General features: G+C 62.6%; 12 protein-coding genes. 8 read left to right on the forward strand and 4 right to left on the reverse strand.

Translation table 11 applies throughout. The annotated features are described in order from the left end of the window. Nucleotides 1-116: 116 nt before the first annotated feature. The gene (locus J3P86_RS12260) at nucleotides 117-1,112 is read right to left on the reverse strand and encodes an aldo/keto reductase (protein WP_434700434.1); all 996 of its coding nucleotides are present in this window, start codon (nucleotides 1,110-1,112) and stop codon (nucleotides 117-119) included. 113 nt (nucleotides 1,113-1,225) lie between these two features. Here J3P86_RS12260 and J3P86_RS12265 point away from each other — a divergent pair, with 113 nt between their 5' ends. From J3P86_RS12265 to J3P86_RS12285, 5 genes are all read left to right on the forward strand, one after another. Beyond that, nucleotides 1,226-2,149 (forward strand): LysR family transcriptional regulator, encoded by a 924-nt coding sequence (locus J3P86_RS12265; protein ID WP_434700436.1) that lies wholly within the window; start codon nucleotides 1,226-1,228, stop codon nucleotides 2,147-2,149. Nucleotides 2,150-2,376: 227 nt separating this feature from the next. Beyond that, nucleotides 2,377-2,805, forward strand: coding sequence for a DUF2231 domain-containing protein (locus tag J3P86_RS12270; protein WP_434624001.1), 429 nt, complete (start codon nucleotides 2,377-2,379; stop codon nucleotides 2,803-2,805). Next, the gene (locus tag J3P86_RS12275) at nucleotides 2,802-4,094 is read left to right on the forward strand and encodes a PQQ-dependent sugar dehydrogenase (RefSeq protein WP_434700438.1); all 1,293 of its coding nucleotides are present in this window, start codon (nucleotides 2,802-2,804) and stop codon (nucleotides 4,092-4,094) included. The genes J3P86_RS12270 and J3P86_RS12275 overlap by 4 nt, the downstream gene beginning before the upstream one ends. 184 nt (nucleotides 4,095-4,278) lie before the next feature. Next, the gene (locus J3P86_RS12280; RefSeq protein ID WP_434568649.1) at nucleotides 4,279-5,043 is read left to right on the forward strand and encodes an SDR family NAD(P)-dependent oxidoreductase; all 765 of its coding nucleotides are present in this window, start codon (nucleotides 4,279-4,281) and stop codon (nucleotides 5,041-5,043) included. Nucleotides 5,044-5,063: 20 nt separating this feature from the next. Next, entirely contained in the window at nucleotides 5,064-5,903 is an 840-nt protein-coding gene (locus tag J3P86_RS12285; RefSeq protein ID WP_434700439.1) for an oxidoreductase, read from the forward strand. A 44-nt stretch (nucleotides 5,904-5,947) separates the two neighbouring features. On the opposite strand, the gene J3P86_RS12290 is transcribed toward J3P86_RS12285, so the two are convergent. Further along, on the reverse strand, nucleotides 5,948-6,898 hold the full coding sequence (locus tag J3P86_RS12290; RefSeq protein WP_434700440.1) for a DNA/RNA non-specific endonuclease: 951 nt from the start codon (nucleotides 6,896-6,898) through the stop codon (nucleotides 5,948-5,950). A gap of 71 nt (nucleotides 6,899-6,969) precedes the next feature. Next, nucleotides 6,970-8,319: an OprD family porin gene (locus J3P86_RS12295; protein WP_434700442.1), complete on the reverse strand. Its 1,350-nt coding sequence runs from the start codon at nucleotides 8,317-8,319 to the stop codon at nucleotides 6,970-6,972. Nucleotides 8,320-8,516: 197 nt separating this feature from the next. On the opposite strand from J3P86_RS12295, the gene J3P86_RS12300 reads away from it, so the two are divergent. Further along, nucleotides 8,517-9,296, forward strand: coding sequence for an EAL domain-containing protein (locus J3P86_RS12300; RefSeq protein ID WP_434651882.1), 780 nt, complete (start codon nucleotides 8,517-8,519; stop codon nucleotides 9,294-9,296). 81 nt (nucleotides 9,297-9,377) lie between these two features. Here the strand turns inward: J3P86_RS12300 and J3P86_RS12305 are convergent, their stop codons facing one another. Then, on the reverse strand, nucleotides 9,378-11,099 hold the full coding sequence (locus J3P86_RS12305; RefSeq protein ID WP_434700444.1) for an amidase: 1,722 nt from the start codon (nucleotides 11,097-11,099) through the stop codon (nucleotides 9,378-9,380). 269 nt (nucleotides 11,100-11,368) lie between these two features. Between J3P86_RS12305 and J3P86_RS12310 the strand changes: the two genes are divergently transcribed. Continuing rightward, nucleotides 11,369-12,373, forward strand: coding sequence for an ArsJ-associated glyceraldehyde-3-phosphate dehydrogenase (locus J3P86_RS12310; protein ID WP_434700446.1), 1,005 nt, complete (start codon nucleotides 11,369-11,371; stop codon nucleotides 12,371-12,373). A 9-nt stretch (nucleotides 12,374-12,382) separates the two neighbouring features. After that, nucleotides 12,383-13,588 carry an organoarsenical effux MFS transporter ArsJ gene (gene arsJ, locus J3P86_RS12315; RefSeq protein ID WP_434623988.1) on the forward strand — a complete coding sequence of 402 codons (1,206 nt, stop codon included), beginning with the start codon at nucleotides 12,383-12,385 and terminating at the stop codon, nucleotides 13,586-13,588. Nucleotides 13,589-13,687 lie beyond the last annotated feature (99 nt).

Here is a 13,687-nt window from a genome sequence, read left to right on the forward strand (position 1 = left end):
CCAGAATATCGCAGCGGGATTTGGCGCCGCAGGTCAAGAATCGGATCGAAAACGTGCCGGGGTGGCACGGGGGACGAATATCCCCGGTGCCGTTGCAGGTAAAAAGCCCGGCCTGATCAGCCGTCGAGCAAGGTCATCACCTCGGCGCTGTAGCGTTCGCCGGCCACCGCGCCTTGGGCGCCGAAAATCGCATCCAGGTGAGCCAGCTCCTCGGCGCTCAGGAAGACGCTGGCGGCGGCGACGTTGCTTTCCAGGTACTTGCGCTGCTTGGTGCCCGGGATCGGAATCACATTGCTGCCCTGGGCCAGGACCCAGCCCAAGGCCTGTTGCGAGGCGCTGATCTGCTTCTGCTCAGCCAACGCCTTGACCCGTTCGACCAAGGCCAGGTTGCGCTGGAAATTGTCGGCGAGGAAACGCGGGTTGAAGCGGCGGTAGTCGTCTGCGGCAAAGTCATCAGGGGTCTTCAGCTCGCCCGTCAGAAAGCCGCGGCCCAGGGGGCTGTAAGCGACAAAAGCGATCCCCAGGCGTCGGCAGGTGTCGAGCACGCCGTTGTGTTCCGGCTCCCTGGACCACAGCGAGTATTCGCTTTGCACCGCTGCCAACGGATGCACGGCATGGGCCCGCTGGATGGTCTCGGCGCTGGCCTCCGAAATCCCGATGTGGCGGACCTTGCCGGCCTTGACCAGCTCGGCCATGGCGCCGATGGTTTCTTCGACGGGTACCTGTGGGTCGATGCGATGCTGATAGTAGAGATCGAGGTAATCGGTACCCAGGCGCTTGAGGCTGCCATCGATCGACTGCCGGACGTATTCGGGGTGACCATTGACGCCCCGGGCATGCGGATCATCGCTGCGCACCAGGCCGAACTTGCTCGCCAGGTAGATACCTTCACGCTTGCCGCGCAAGGCACGCCCGAGCAGTTCTTCGTTGGTGTGCGGGCCGTACATGTCGGCCGTGTCGAACAGGGTCACGCCCAGCTCGACGGCGCGGTGGAGCGTGGCGATGGATTCGCGCTCGTCGGTGCCCGTGGTGTAGAAATCCGACATGCCCATGCAGCCCAGGCCGATGGCGCTGACGTGTGGACCCTGGTGGCCAAGTTGACGAGTGATCATGAGGTTGTTCCTTTGGGTTGAAGTGACGCGATCAGTCTCCGTAAAGCAGTTTTCTGGATAAAGCCGCTGTTTTTGGTTTAACTATTCGTGATTTCTGAATAGTGAGTAGAACCATGGATCGATTACAGGCTATGCAGGTGTTCCGGCGCATCGTCGAACTGGGCGGTTTCGGCAAGGCCGCCGACGATCTGGGTTTGCCCCGGGCTACCGTCAGCCTGTTGATCCAGCAACTGGAGGGGCATCTGGGGGTGCAACTGCTACAGCGCACCACGCGGCAGGTGCGCGCAACCCTGGATGGCGAAGCCTATTACCAGCGCTGCGGCCAGTTGCTCGATGAACTGGACGACTTGGAAACCTCGCTGTCCGCGCAACGCAGCCAACCTCGCGGCACCCTGCGCGTGGACATGCCCATCGCCTTCGGCTGCACATGGATCGTGCCGAACCTGGCGGACTTCTATCGGCGCTATCCGCAATTGAAACTGGACCTGGGGTTTCATGACCGGTTGGTTCATCTGCAGCGTGAAGGGGTGGATTGCGCCATCCGGGCCGGCGCCATCAGCGACCAGGCGCTGGTGGCGCGACCGATCGTGCGGTTGTGCCAGGTGACTTGCGCCAGCCCTGGCTACCTGGCTCGTTCAGGTACGCCTGTGGCGCTGGAGGACCTGGCAGAGCACCGGGCCATCGGTTTCGCGTCCGGTAACGGTCGTTATTTCCCGTTCGAATTCGAAGTGGCAGGGCAGGTACGAGAGTTGCAAATGTCATCCGAGCTGACCGTCAACAACGCCGACGGCTACGTAACGGCTTGTGAGGCAGGATTCGGCCTGATCCAGGCGCCGCGTTACCACGTGCAACGGCAACTCGCCGAGGGGCGGTTGGTCGAGGTGCTGAGCGATCATCCGGTGCCGTCATGGCCAATTTCAGTGGTCTACCCGCCTCATCGACAGCTGTCGCCGAGGGTGAGGGTGTTCATCGATTGGCTGATCGAGTTGCTGCATGGCGCGGCGGATGCGGACGAGGCCCTGATGGTGCGGGTTTAACACGAACCACCCCGAAACCCCATTCCCCCGTGGCGAGACCCTTGTCCTGTGGCGAGGGGATTTATCCCCTCGCCACAAAACGCTGGGAACTGCCGCCTTATCCCAAGCGAAAAATCGGAACTATCGCTTTGGCGGCACGATCATTTCCCTAGGCGTTAATCAACGCGACCCCGCCGGCCCGGATCTCACGGAAACCGCCACGGGACGCTGAACGATAAGGAGCTGTCATGACCGTTACCACCCATCCCCTCTACCGAAGCACGCCAGGTCCGCTTCACGCGGTCCTGCTCGCCGGTAGCGTTCCGTTGTTTCTCGGGGCGCTGCTCAATGACATCGCGTACTACAAGACCTACCAGATCCAATGGAGCAATTTCGCCTCCTGGCTGATTGCCGGCGGACTGCTGTTCTGTGGGTTGGCATTGCTGTTTGCGCTGGTCAATCTGATCCGTGCGGAGCGCAAGGGCGGGCGTCCGGTGGTGTATTTCCTGCTATTGCTGGTGACCTGGGTACTCGGGCTGATCAATGCCTTCGAACATGCCAAGGACGCCTGGGCCATCATGCCCCAGGGCCTGGTTCTGTCGGTCGTCGTGACCCTGTTGGCCTGCGCTGCGGCGTGGGTCGGGCTGACCAATCTGCGTTCCGGAGGTGAGCAATGAAACCGCGCATCGCATTGACAGCCCTGAGCATGGCGTTGTTGTTGAGCGCCTGTGGAGGAGAAGGGGACGCCACTCAGGCACGCGGTCCGGACCCCAAATTGCCGGAGCCCCAGCGCGGGTTGTTGCCCAGCATGAAAATCGCCGAGCCGGTGCCCTGGGGCGAGCAGAAACCGACGGTACCGCAAGGCTACGACATCACCGCTATCGCCACCGATTTAAAGATTCCGCGCCAGACCCTGGTACTGCCCAACGGCGATATCCTGGTGGCCGAAGGCCGTGGCGGAAACGCTGCGAAGCTCAAGCCCAAGGATGTGATTGCCAGTGTCATCAAGGCCAAGGGCAACACCCAGGTCAAGGGCGGCAATCGCCTGACGCTGTTGCGCGACGCTGACGGTGACGGCACCTACGAGCTCAAGACGGTCTTCGCCGAAAACCTCAACGCACCCTATGGCCTGGCGTTTGCCGATGGCAAGCTGTACGTGGCCAACCAGGATGCACTGGTTCGCTTCGATTATCAGGAAGGCCAGACCAAGGCCAGTGGGGCGCCCACCAAGGTCACCGACCTGCCGTCCGAGATCAACCACCACTGGACCAAGGCGCTGGCCATCAGTCCCGACGGACGCTCGCTGTACGTTGGCATCGGTTCGAACAGCAACGTCACCGAGCGCGGCATGGAAGCCGAAATCGACCGGGCCATGGTCTGGCAGATCGACGCCGAGACAGGCGCCCACAAACCCTATGCGACAGGTCTGCGCAACCCGACGGCGTTGAAGGTCGAGCCTGGCTCCGGACAGTTGTGGGCGGTGGTCAACGAGCGTGACGAGTTGGGTCCCGACCTGGTGCCGGATTACCTGACATCGGTGCGTGAAGGCGCGTTTTATGGCTGGCCCTACAGCTATTGGGGGCAGAACGTCGACCCGCGCGCACAACCGCAGGATCCGCAAAAAGTCGCCGCTGCGGTCAAACCCGACTACAGCCTCGGGTCCCACGTCGCGGCACTCGGTGTCGATTTCTCCATCCCGGCCATGGGCGAGCAATTTGCCGAAGGCGCCTTCGTGGGTGAGCACGGCAGTTGGAACCGCGACCAGCCGGTGGGCTACAAGGTCATTTTCGTGCCGTTTCGCAATGGTCGTCCCGCTGGTGAACCGGTGGACTTCGCCACGGGTTTCCGCGGCGACGATGGCAAGACCCGTGGGCGGCCCGTGGGTGTGACCGTTGATCCGCGCGGTGCGTTGATCATCGCCGATGACCTGGCGAACACCGTGTGGCGGGTGACTCGCAAGCCATGAACCCGATGCCCGGGACGCGCTGCCGTCCCGGGTAATCCCGCCGGTTTTGCAGGTTTGCGCAAAACCCCGACAGTCCCCGCAACATCACCAAAGCCCGGTAACCCTCGTTGCGCGACAGTGAAGCCGTCAATCACGACAGCGCACCGGCGGATGTCTCGTCGGTCGGTCAACGAGGAGAGCTACCATGAGCGATATCAAACACAACATTCCCCACGAAGTTGAAGGCAAGGTCGCCCTGGTCACTGGCGCCGCCAGCGGTATCGGCAAGGCCATTTCCCTGTTGCTACACGCCCGTGGCGCCAAGGTGATCGCCGAGGACATCAACCCCGCCGTCAACGAGCTGGCCCGCCCGGGACTGGTGCCGCTGGTGGCTGACATTACCGAGGACGGCGCCGCCGAGCGCGCGGTGGGCCTGGCGGTCGAGCAGTTCGGCCGGTTGGATATCCTGGTCAATAACGCCGGCATCATCATCAACAAACTCGTGGTCGACATGACGCGCCAGGATTGGGAACGCATCCAGGCCGTCAACGCCACCGCGGCGTTCCTGCACTCACGCGAAGCGGTCAAGGCAATGATGCCCAACAAGTCCGGGGCCATCGTCAACATTGCCTCCTATGCATCCTATTTCGCTTTCCCGACCATCGCCGCCTACACCGCGTCCAAGGGCGCCCTGGCGCAGTTGACCCGCACGCTGGCGCTGGAAGCCATCGAGCATGGCATCCGAGTCAATGCGGTCGGCGTTGGCGATGTGGTCACCAATATCCTCAATGACGTGGTCGAGGACGGCCCGCAGTTTCTCGCCCAGCACGGCGAAGCCGCCCCCATCGGCCGGGCCGCGCAACCTGAAGAAATCGCCGAGGTGGTCGCCTTCCTGGCCTCGGACCGTGCCAGCTTCATGGTCGGCTCGGTGGTCATGGCTGATGGCGGCATGACAGTCACCGCCGGCTGAGCCAACAGAGGAGAACCGTCATGAGCAATCGTAAAACCTGGCTGGTCACCGGCTGTTCCACTGGTTTTGGTCGATACATTGCCGAGCATCTGCTCAAGCAGGGTGAGCGCGTGGTCGTCACCGCCCGCAAAGTCGAGCAAGTGCAGGACCTGGGCCGCCTCGGCGAAGCTCTGGTGCTGCCGCTCGATGTCACTGACCCACAGCAGGCCCGCGACGCAGTGGCCGCCACCGAGCGAGTCTTTGGTAAGGTCGACGTGTTGATCAACAACGCCGGTATCGGTTACTTCGCCGCCGTCGAGGAGACCGATCCGCAGGCAGCGCGTCGGCTTCTGGAGGTCAACCTGGTCGGTACCGCGAACATGATCCACGCGGTGCTGCCTGGCATGCGCCGGCGGCGGCAGGGGATGATCGTCAACCTGACGTCCATCGGCGGGCTCGCCGGCTTTCCTGCGGTGGGTTATTACTGCGCGAGCAAGTTTGCTGTGGAAGGGCTCAGCGATGCCTTGCGGGCCGAAGTCGAACCGCTCGGCATCCGGGTCATGACCGTGCAACCCAGCGCGTTTCGCACCGAGTGGGCCGGCTCGGCAGCCGAGGTATGCGAGTCGATCGACGACTACGACGCCACCGCAGGCGCCGCACGCCGCGCTTATCACGTCTCGGTCGGCAGGCAGGAAGGCGACCCGGCGCGTGCGGCCGCGGCGATCTATACCGCGGTCAATGCCGAGCAGCCGCCTCAGCGGTTGCTGTTGGGCAATCGCGCGTTCGAAGTGGCGATGGCCAAGCTGTCCGCCATGCAGGAAGAGTTTCGCGCGTGGGAGGCCACGGCGCGTGGAGCTGATTTTCCTGGTCTGGAGCATTGATAGCCCGACCGGCGTCCGTTGTACCGGGCGCCGGCCGGTCCGTTTTACAGAAGGATATCTTCGGGCCCGCGGATGGCCGCTTCAATCCGTGTTCCGGTCAAGCGTTCCTCGTTCGAGAAACCGTCGTAGTCGGCCAGATCACCAAAACGAACACCCGTCAGCGTTTCGATCTGATCAACGCTGTGTCGGTAGGTCTTGAGCGCTCCGAACAGGAGTTCCAGTTTCCCCAGTTCCCGGCGTTGGTCAATCATGTAGGCGCTGGCCGAGGGCTTGCCGTCGTCACCGAGGAATGCCACGACTTTCCAGAACGCGGTGGGGATCTGCACGCCCCGATAGGTCGGATCATCTTCGCGCAGCAACGGCCCGGTGAATACCGTCGCCCGGGCTTTCCAGCGGCGAGTGTTGTCGAGGATATAGTCCTCGAGCTCCAGCCAGGTTTTCTGGTTGAAGGCGGCCATCTGTGGCGAGCAGTTGGTGAAGTGGAAGGTGTCGGTGTTGGCCGTGTGCGCCTCCTGGCCCCAGTTGGGGTCCTGGCGCCTCACCAGATGGCCGCGATCCAGCAGGTTGTCGGCATAGAGCTCTTCGCCGAGCTGCGCATCGCTGGGCAGTCGCCCGTCATAGGCCCAGGCATCGCGCCCGCGATCGACTTCGACACTGCTGGCGCCATCGATATTGACTCCCGCCACGAGCGCCAATCGTCGACTTCGAGACATGATGATGGAGAAATGGGTGTAATCCAGGCGATTCATGGCTGCGCCCGTCGGGTGGACGTCCTCTGCCTGGGCTGCATCCAGGGACGGCCAGGGCACCAGGAAATCGCCAAGGAAGTCGCTGCGATAACCCTCTCGATTCTCCAGCTGTGTTGCCGGAGTGACGCTGGGTTCCGCCTGTCTGCGCAGGGCAGCGGGAGCTGCCCGCAAGGATTGGACAAGCGGTTTGAGATCCGCAAGCCTTGGTCGGTGAGAGACGTTCGTCGCTAGTCCTGATGACGGCATGGCGCTTCCTCGCTGGGCTCGATGCCAACTATCATGCCGTCAGCAGCGTGAAGGTTTGATGATGCGTCTTTTCAGAACGGTCCGAGCTTCAGCGGGTACTGGATGACGACGTACAGCCTGTCGATGTCATCGCCGGCCTGGGCGCTGTTGGCGCGGTGGGTGACGTGGGACAGTTGCAGCGACAGGTCCTTGGCCGGCCCTGATTGCACGACGTAATGCAGGTCCAGGTCGCGCTCCCAATGACGGCCGCCGTCCCCCTGCTGCGGGCTGTAGGTTCCGGTGTCGCTGTCGAACGGGTTGTAGGCGCCGCCCCGTGGCGCATGGCTGCCATCTATCCCGTCGCCGGTTACATAGCGGGCCATGAAACTCAAGCCGGGGATGCCCAACGTGCCCAGGTCGAGGTCATAACGAGCCTGCCAGGAGCGTTCGCCCGGGCCATTGAAATCAGCGTATTTGATCGAGTTGGCCAGGTAGATGGAGTCACCACCAACGAAATCGAAAGGCGTGTCGCCGTTGATTTTCTGGTACGCCAAGGTGAATGCCTGGGCTTCATGTCGATATTTGCCGGACAGGCTGAAGGCCGTGTTGTCGATGGCGCCTGCGCTGGCCTGGCCATGGTCGCGGGTGTAGTAGACGTTACCGTCGAGGAACAGCTGGCCCAGCGTCGAATGCAGATTGCCGTAGTACTGGCGCCAGGTGTCGCTCAGCTCGGAAGCATAGAGCGCGCCGCCCACCGTGCGGCCGCTGAACAGGTCGGCACCGATGAAGTCGATACTGCCGTGGCGGGTACTTGCCCCATAACCGGAGAAATCACCTTTGGCGGTGGAGGCATCCTGATTCTTGAAGGCGTTGAAATGACCCGCCTGCAAATCGACCTCATCGATTTCCTGGCTCGACAACAACACGCCGCTGGCGTATTCCGGTTGCAGGCGCTTGTCAGCCGTATCGAATACCGGTGTCGCGACGGTCATTTCGCCCAGCGCCAAGGTGGTTCGCGAGGTGTTGAATTTCAGTGCAGCGCCGGCGCTGGAGTATTCGTCCTCACTGCGCCCGTCTTCGTCCAGCGGCAGCAGTCCCGTCCCCGAGTGGCCCTTGCCGCCGTCCAGTTTCAAACCGACGAACCCATGGGCGTCGATGCCTGCACCGACGATGCCGGGCGTGAAGCCGGACTCGAACGTGGCGATGAAGCCCTGGGCCCATTCCGCCTTGTAGCTCTTGCCCGCCGGGGTCGGGGACCGGTAGTCATTGTTGAGGTAGAAGTTGCGGCTCAGCACCTCAAATGTCGCCCCTTGCAGGAAACCCTCGGCGGTTTGTCCTGCCAGTGCGGGTGCGCTTCCCGCCAGCAAAGCCAGCAGCCAGATCGGCTTCAGGGCGACCGGTGCTGGCCCGGGTACAATCATGTTTGTGGATGCGGGCGACATGCGTCTTTTCCGTGTGAACCAAGGCCTGGACAGAGCGCCATTCTTGGTGAGGTCGCGCGCAGGGGCGAGTTAAACGTTGTTAATTGCGTAACGCGGGCCCGACCGCACTCCAGAAAGCGCGACCCGTGCCGATTCAAGGGAGATTGCCTATAGTTTCTGCAACACAGGGACACCCGCTGCCGCGACGGAACACTGATATGACCGCATCCTCTTCTCCTCAAACATTCAAATCCCTTGGTTGCGCCGAGTGTCGCGACCATTCGGCATTGGGATTTGATTTCACCATGGCGTTCCAACCAATCTTCAATGTCCGCACGCGCACAGCCTTTGCCTATGAGGCACTGGTCAGAGGCGTGAACGGCGAATCGGCAGGTTATATCCTCGGGCTGGTGAATGACGGCAACCGTTACCGGTTCGACCAGGCCTGCCGGGTGAAAGCGATTGAGGAGGCTGCCAGGCTGGGTATCCTCGACATTCCCGGTTGCCTGCTGAGCATCAATTTCCTGCCCAACGCCGTGTACCGGGCCGAGACCTGCATACGGGCGACATTGGAAGCTGCGCGTCAAAGCCGCTTTCCGCCGGACAGGCTCATGTTCGAGGTCACGGAAGGCGAAAGGGTGGACGACCCCGAGCACCTCAAGTCGATCTTTCTGGAGTACGAACGTCAGGGTTTCACTACCGCAATCGATGATTTCGGTTCTGGCTACTCGGGGCTCAATCTGCTTGCGCTGTTCCAGCCCCAAGTGCTGAAGATCGACATGGCGTTGACCCGAGGCATCGACCAGGATCCGGTCAGGCGCGCGATTGTCGAGGGGATCATCCTGGTCGCCGGCCGGCTGGGGATTACCGTCATCGCCGAGGGCGTCGAGACGCGAGAAGAAAGCGCGACGCTGCTGGAGTTGGGCATCGAGCTGATGCAGGGGTATCTCTATGCGCGGCCCGAGACGGGGCGGCTTGCGGTGGGCAGGTTCGATTAGCCTGCAGCAGGCGCTGATGACGCAGGCCTCACAGCTATTGAAGCGGTGAGCCTGCTTTCCTGTTTCATGTACCCGCCGCGATCACGCGCGCGGATGATCACCAGACAACGGCGGAGTCCGCGGCGGGATCATCCGTTTCGAGCCCGTCGACTCGAATGCCGAGGCCAGCTGCAGCAGTTTCGAATCGTCATAGGCACGGCCCGCGAACGTCAGCCCGACCGGCATGCCGATGTCCGCCATGACGCCCATCGGCACGGTGACGGTTGGCACGCCGAGGTGGCGGATGGCGAGGTTGCCGTTGGCGACCCATACGCCATTGCTCCAGGCAATGTCGGCTGACTCCGGGTTGACGTCCGCGTCGGCGGGCCCGACGTCCGCCACGGTAGGGAAGATCACCGCATCCAGCCCGAGCCGCTCCATCCAGTCTTCAAGATCGATCCGGCGTGTCTCTTCGAGGCCGCGCAAGCCATTGGGCAACGTCGGGATTTGATCCCACGGCGTGATGCCGCGCTGGGCCATCTTCACGTATTCGTCCATGCCGGCGGCAAGATCATCCTCGCGATTGGGCAGGGTGCCCGGGTCGTGAGGGAAAATCAGCGGTCCGTCGACGTCGGCCAGGCGATTGAGTTTCGGATCGCCGTTGGCCCGCAGGAAATCGTCGAACGCCCAGGCCGACAGGTCCCAGAGTTCATGGTGCAGGAACTCCTTGGACACCAGGCCGCGGGTGAACACCGTCGGCGCGCCAGGGCGATCGCCCTCGCAGTTGGACACCAGCGGGAAATCCACCTCGATCACTTCGGCGCCCTGGGCCTCCAAGGTTTGGCGCGCGGCTTCCCAGAGGGCGATCACCGACGGGCGAGTGATGATTCGTTGCCCGGTCGGGCCGCCAATGCCTGGCTTTTCAGCGGTGCCCGCCTCGGGGTCGGCATTGATGTACATGCGCGGCACGCCGAAACGGATGCCGGCCAACGCTTCGGGATTGGCGGCAAGGTTCGGGTACGAGGCGGGACGGACCGAATCGACGGACGGAATCGGCACCCAGGGTTGCAGGCGCCACAGGTCGCCACGGGGGTCGGGGTCGTTCGCCACCACCACTTCCAGCACTTCCAGCAGGTCGGCCATGGTCCTGGCGTAGGGCACGACAACGTCCATCGTCGGCGTCAGGGGCCAGTTGCCGCGCACCGAGATCACCCCGCGCGAGGGCGTGTAGGCACACAAGCCATTGTTGGAGGCCGGGCCGCGTCCGCTGGACCAGGTTTCTTCAGCGAGGCCGAAGGCGGCGAAACTGGCAGCGGTGGCAGTGCCCGCGCCGTTCGACGAACCGGAGGCAAAAGGCGCGGTGAGGTAATCCGCGTTATAAGGGCTTTCGGCGCGGCCATAAACACCGCGCTGCATGCCGCCGTTCGCCATCGGCGGCATATTGGTCTTGCCCAGGCAGATCGCCCCGGCGGCACGCAGGCGTTCGATGGTGAAGGCGTCGCGATGGGCAACCAGGTCCTTGAAGGCCGGGCTTCCAGACGCAGCGGTGAGCCCCTTCACCAGATAACTGTCCTTGGCGGTATAGGGAATGCCATCGAGGGGACCCAGAGTCTGGCCCTTGGCCCGACGGGCATCGGACGCCTTGGCCTCGTCCAGCGCAGAAGGGTTGCGAACCACCACCGCGTTGAGGGCGGTAGGCGTGTCGGGACCGTCATAGGCGTCGATCCGGGCGAGATAGGCCTGGACCAGCTCGACCGCCGTGGTCTGGCCGGATTCCAGCGCGGCCCGGAGTTGGGCAATGGAGACTTCGGTGATTTCAATCATGCTGTTACCGCTTCGGCTGACGAAGAACATGAGGTGCGGGTCTGTTCAAGCAAAATTCCCGGACGCCTCATGCCGTTCAAATGGGGGCTGACATCGGGTGCAGACTGTACTACGAGAGCGTGATCGGAACACTCTCCCTTCTGAAATAACAACGGACTCCGTGGCGAGGGAGCAAGCTCCCTCGCCACGGGGACGCGCCACTTTCGATTTCCTCTTGTATCCGGAAAAACATATATTCGACTGAACACAGATAGACGGCCCCCTTCAAAATGACGATCAAAGTAGGCATCAACGGTTTCGGACGCATAGGTCGCCTTGCCTTGCGCGCAGCCTGGGGCTGGCCGGATTTCGAGTTCGTGCAGGTCAACGATCCGGCGGGCGACGCGGCGACCCATGCGCATCTATTGAACTTCGATTCGGTGCACGGCCGCTGGAACCGCCAGGCCGACGCCGATGGCGCCAGCATGATCATCGAGGGGCAGCGCATCAAGGTCACAGCCAACAAAGCGATCGCCGACACCGACTGGTCGGGCTGCGATGTGGTGATCGAGGCCAGCGGCAAGATGAAGACGGTCGCGGTGCTCCAGGCGTATCTCGATCAGGGCGTGAAGCGCGTGGTGGTCAGTGCCCCGGTGAAAGAGCAAGGCGCCTTGAATATCGTCATGGGGGTCAATCACCAGCAGTTCGAGCCGGACCGGCATCGCATCGTGACGGCGGCTTCCTGCACCACCAACTGCCTGGCACCCGTGGTCAAGGTAATCCACGAGAAGCTCGGCATCCGTCACGGCTCGATCACCACGATCCATGACCTGACCAATACCCAGAGCATCCTCGACCAGCCGCACAAGGACCTGCGCCGCGCCCGGGCGTCGGGCATGAGCCTGATTCCCACCAGCACCGGCTCGGCCACCGCTATCGCCGAAATCTTTCCCGAGCTGCGCGGGCGCCTCAATGGCCATGCCGTGCGGGTGCCGTTGGCCAATGCGTCGCTGACCGATTGCGTGTTCGAGGTCGAGCGAGCTACCACGGTGGAGCAAGTGAACGGTTTTCTCAAGGACGCAGCCGAGCACGAGCTCAAGGGCATCCTCGGTTTTGAGGAGCGCCCTCTGGTGTCCATCGACTACCGCACCGATCCGCGCTCGTCGATCATCGATGCGCTGTCGACCCTGGTTGTCAACGGCACCCAGGTCAAGCTTTATGCCTGGTACGACAACGAATGGGGCTACGCCAACCGCACCGTCGAACTGGCCCGGATGGTTGGCCTGGCTGTCTGAGGAATCGTGATGAAAGCCTTGTCAGCCTTAGCGCCGCAAGTGCGACAGTACCTGCTCGTCACCGGTAATTACTGGGCTTTTACCTTGACCGACGGCGCCCTGCGGATGCTGGTGGTGCTGCACTTCCACGCGTTGGGCTACAGCCCGTTGCAGATTGCCGCGCTGTTCCTGTTTTACGAACTCTTCGGCGTGGTCACCAACCTGCTGGGCGGCTACCTCGGTGCCCGGCTGGGCCTGAATCGGACGATGAACATCGGCCTGGGCCTGCAAGTGGTGGCGCTGCTGATGCTGACGGTTCCGTCCGCCTGGCTGACCATCGCCTGGGTGATGATGGCCCAGGCGCTTTCGGGAATCGCCAAGGACCTGAACAAGATGAGCGCCAAGAGCTCCATCAAGCTTCTGGTGCCTGACGGTGAGCAGGGCAGGCTTTATCGCTGGATAGCGATCCTCACCGGCTCGAAGAACGCGCTCAAAGGCGTCGGCTTTTTTCTCGGTGGGGCGTTGCTCGCATGGATCGGTTTCCAGGGCGCATTGTTGGCGATGGCCGCCGTGTTGGCACTGATCTGGGGCGGTAGCCTGATCCTGCTGAAGAAGGACCTGGGCAAGGCCAAGGCCAAGCCCAGATTTCGCGACATCCTTTCCAAGAGCCGGGCGATCAATATTTTGTCGGCCGCGCGAATGTTCCTGTTCGGCGCCCGGGATGTCTGGTTCGTGGTGGCCCTGCCGGTCTACCTGAGCAGTGTCTACGGCTGGAATTTCTCGACCGTGGGCGGATTTCTCGCCGCGTGGGTCATCGGCTACGGCATCGTGCAATCCCTGGCGCCGAACATCACCGGCAAGAAACGCGGGCAGGTGCCGGATGGGCGCGCCGCGTTCCTCTGGGCGCTGGCGTTGGCGGGCTTGCCGGCGGCGATGGCCCTGGGGCTGTCACAACAGGCGATGCTGTTGGGCGGGCTGATGGTCTTTGGCGGGCTGTTCGCGGTGAATTCTTCCCTGCACAGTTATCTGATCGTGTCGTACGCCAAGGAGGACGGCGTGTCGCTGGACGTGGGTTTCTATTACATGTCCAACGCCATCGGCCGGCTGGCCGGGACGCTGCTTTCAGGTTGGGTCTACCAAGGGTACGGGCTGGCGGCATGCCTGTGGATTTCCAGTGCATTCGTGTTGCTCGCTGCCCTGATTTCGTTGGCGTTGCCTCGTCACGCAACGCACTGATTCGCTGCCCTTGCTGTTTCCGTTGGTCTGCAAAGTATCAGGCCCCGTCTTGACAACACGGCGGGTCGAAGCAAATACTCGGCTCAAATTCATATAGAT

The organism is Pseudomonas sp. D1-1 (genome assembly GCF_051132225.1).
Taxonomy (GTDB): domain Bacteria; phylum Pseudomonadota; class Gammaproteobacteria; order Pseudomonadales; family Pseudomonadaceae; genus Aquipseudomonas.

What these genes read in the sequence shown, in the direction of transcription:
- J3P86_RS12260 (WP_434700434.1), bottom strand. Translation starts at nt 1,112, where the DNA reads ATGATCACTCGTCAACTTGGCCACCAGGGTCCACACGTCAGCGCCATC.
- J3P86_RS12265 (WP_434700436.1), top strand. Translation starts at nt 1,226, where the DNA reads ATGGATCGATTACAGGCTATGCAGGTGTTCCGGCGCATCGTCGAACTG.
- J3P86_RS12270 (WP_434624001.1), top strand. Translation starts at nt 2,377, where the DNA reads ATGACCGTTACCACCCATCCCCTCTACCGAAGCACGCCAGGTCCGCTT.
- J3P86_RS12275 (WP_434700438.1), top strand. Translation starts at nt 2,802, where the DNA reads ATGAAACCGCGCATCGCATTGACAGCCCTGAGCATGGCGTTGTTGTTG.
- J3P86_RS12280 (WP_434568649.1), top strand. Translation starts at nt 4,279, where the DNA reads ATGAGCGATATCAAACACAACATTCCCCACGAAGTTGAAGGCAAGGTC.
- J3P86_RS12285 (WP_434700439.1), top strand. Translation starts at nt 5,064, where the DNA reads ATGAGCAATCGTAAAACCTGGCTGGTCACCGGCTGTTCCACTGGTTTT.
- J3P86_RS12290 (WP_434700440.1), bottom strand. Translation starts at nt 6,898, where the DNA reads ATGCCGTCATCAGGACTAGCGACGAACGTCTCTCACCGACCAAGGCTT.
- J3P86_RS12295 (WP_434700442.1), bottom strand. Translation starts at nt 8,319, where the DNA reads ATGTCGCCCGCATCCACAAACATGATTGTACCCGGGCCAGCACCGGTC.
- J3P86_RS12300 (WP_434651882.1), top strand. Translation starts at nt 8,517, where the DNA reads ATGACCGCATCCTCTTCTCCTCAAACATTCAAATCCCTTGGTTGCGCC.
- J3P86_RS12305 (WP_434700444.1), bottom strand. Translation starts at nt 11,099, where the DNA reads ATGATTGAAATCACCGAAGTCTCCATTGCCCAACTCCGGGCCGCGCTG.
- J3P86_RS12310 (WP_434700446.1), top strand. Translation starts at nt 11,369, where the DNA reads ATGACGATCAAAGTAGGCATCAACGGTTTCGGACGCATAGGTCGCCTT.
- arsJ (WP_434623988.1), top strand. Translation starts at nt 12,383, where the DNA reads ATGAAAGCCTTGTCAGCCTTAGCGCCGCAAGTGCGACAGTACCTGCTC.